The organism is Vibrio sp. Vb0667, assembly GCF_033391095.1.
Map to the genome: position 1 here is coordinate 1 of NZ_JAWPOL010000085.1, position 2,080 is coordinate 2,080.

At 45.1% G+C, this 2,080-nt stretch carries 4 protein-coding genes; 3 read left to right on the plus strand and 1 reads right to left on the minus strand.

Translation table 11 applies throughout. From position 1 onward, the window contains the following. The 3 genes from R8269_RS23530 to R8269_RS23540 all read left to right on the plus strand — a co-directional run. Positions 1–468: DUF4136 domain-containing protein (locus tag R8269_RS23530; protein ID WP_318222694.1), on the plus strand; the 468-nt coding region annotated here is incomplete at its 5' end. Positions 469–578: 110 nt separating this feature from the next. Continuing rightward, positions 579–995 (plus strand): hypothetical protein, encoded by a 417-nt coding sequence (locus tag R8269_RS23535; protein ID WP_005477338.1) that lies wholly within the window; start codon positions 579–581, stop codon positions 993–995. 50 nt (positions 996–1,045) lie between these two features. Beyond that, entirely contained in the window at positions 1,046–1,723 is a 678-nt protein-coding gene (locus tag R8269_RS23540) for a DedA family protein (protein ID WP_005463688.1), read from the plus strand. A 113-nt stretch (positions 1,724–1,836) separates the two neighbouring features. On the opposite strand, the gene R8269_RS23545 is transcribed toward R8269_RS23540, so the two are convergent. Next, positions 1,837–2,080 (minus strand): hypothetical protein (locus tag R8269_RS23545; protein ID WP_318222695.1); only part of this gene is annotated, 244 nt, incomplete at its 5' end.

Genomic DNA, 2,080 nt, shown 5'->3' on the forward strand with positions numbered 1-2,080 from the left:
ACGACAGTAACAACAGACGTGGATAAACAAGCGGACTTCGCTTCTTACAAAACGTTTGATTTTGGTACTCAAAATGATGCTCCAGCAAGTATTGATGGACGCCGTATAGAACAAGGTTTGACTGCTCAACTGGAATCGAAGGGGCTTTCTCGAGTTGCAAGTGGTGGTGATTTATACGTTCATCACGATATCGTTGAGGAGTCGGAGTTGGTATCGTCTGGTTCTTCTTTTAGCGTCGGTTATGGATGGAACAGCTTTGGTGTGATTACATCAAGCCCTGAACGATATAAAGAACGCAAATACGGGAAGTTAGTGGTAGAGCTGGTGGATAGTAAGGCGAACCAAGTTGTGTGGAAAGGCGTTTCAAGCCGCAAGTTAACCGAATCAATGAGTACTGAGAAAAGGGAAAATTTGATCACAGAAGAAGTGGCGAAAATGTTCGAAAACTACCCATACGGCAAGAACTAAGTCCTCAGTTATATCAAACTGAGTGGCTAAAACCACGAGGCGAGAATTTCGATTGCAAATTCTCGCCCTCAGAGTTAAAAGTACGTATTACTGTGATGTAGGTGAACGTTGTGCGTGCTCTTCTTATTAGCTTTTTCGGGCTATTTCTGAGCTTATTGGCGGTTTCTGTCGGCCAAGAGTCAACGTCGCCTGAAACTGTTCACCACTACACCGTCGGCAGTGTGTTTTATGATGAAGACGCACAAGTTTCCGAAACGCCACTAGCACCACCATTTCATTCGTTTGCTAGCCTGTTAAATCGCAATGCACTGCGAGTTCATGATTCAAAATCAGAGCTTGATGAGCTCGATATCGGTTGGTTCGAAACGTTGGCTCCTCATTGGAACCGCGCTTTATCAGAAACGCCATATTTGAACGCGGGTCTGACGGCTTTTCTTGGTCTTGCGAAAGACTTCTCTCATTCAAAATATCAAATTGGAGATGGGTTAGGCTCTAATCTTATCTATCGGTTTATTCACGCTCGATAGTCCTAAGCATCTACCTTGTTGTTATTTAATGATGTTTAGGAGCTCTTTTTATGTTTGATTCAATGATGGGCGTCTTGCTTGCCTTTTGGCATCAAGACTTTTCTGCACTTATGGCGCCAGGAAGTGCAGGGATTATTTATATTGTCGTGGCGACATTAATCTTTTTGGAAAGTGGTTTTATTCCTGCTGCGCCATTTCCGTGCGATAGTGTAGTGGTGTTGTCTGGCACACTTGCGGCGGTAGGCGTGCTTGATCCTATTGCCATCATGTTGGTGATTATTGTGAGTGCGGGCTTAGGAAGTTGGGCGGCATACTTGCAAGGAAAATGGCTAAACCGCCTACCTAAAGTTCAAGGCTGGGTGAATGCTGTCCCACAGAAAAGACTCGAACAAGTCGATGTTCTTTTGGGTAAACATGGCTTAATTGCATTGTTTTGCGCGCGTTTCATTCCGGTGGTGCGTTCGCTTTTGCCATTGATGATGGGATTACGTGTGAAACGCGTGTCGAAGTTCCATTACTTTGCATGGCTGAGCGCCATATTGTGGACGTTGTTACTGTGCGGCTTTGGCATGCTCCTGCCTTTACTTCCGGAGAATATCAGCAAGATGGTGACGATGGGGTTAATGGCTGCGCCAGTGATTACTCTTACTATTGCTGTGATGAGTTTTGTGATCCTCAAGGTGCGCAAAGCGCGGTTTAAATCTAAGGCGGCGTCTCAGCTCTCTTAACAAAGGTTCACTCATGTGTAACTAGGATATTGATGTAAGCAAAAGGCGCAGAGAATGCGCCTTTTGTTTTTGGAACGGTTAACCCTTTACCGAGTTCTTCATTCTCGCTGGTGTCAGTAGCCCACGCGGTAGAGCTGCTCACCAACATCTTTACACTGTGTTTGATAGAACTGCTCTATCTCAGAATCGTTGTTGTCTTGTGCTTTAAACTCGGTTTCGGTGGAAGAGAGTTGGCTAAAGCTGTAACCACGTTCAGACATCAAGTAATGACGAAAAACGGCTCGGTGCTCTGGTATCGCGTTATGAGCATTGGAAGCATTTGCGCATTCCAATAGCGTTTCGTTTGTCATTTTGTCC

Bases quoted from the DNA above. Each gene is read 5' to 3' on its own strand.
- R8269_RS23540 (WP_005463688.1), top strand. From the start codon at position 1,046: ATGTTTGATTCAATGATGGGCGTCTTGCTTGCCTTTTGGCATCAAGAC.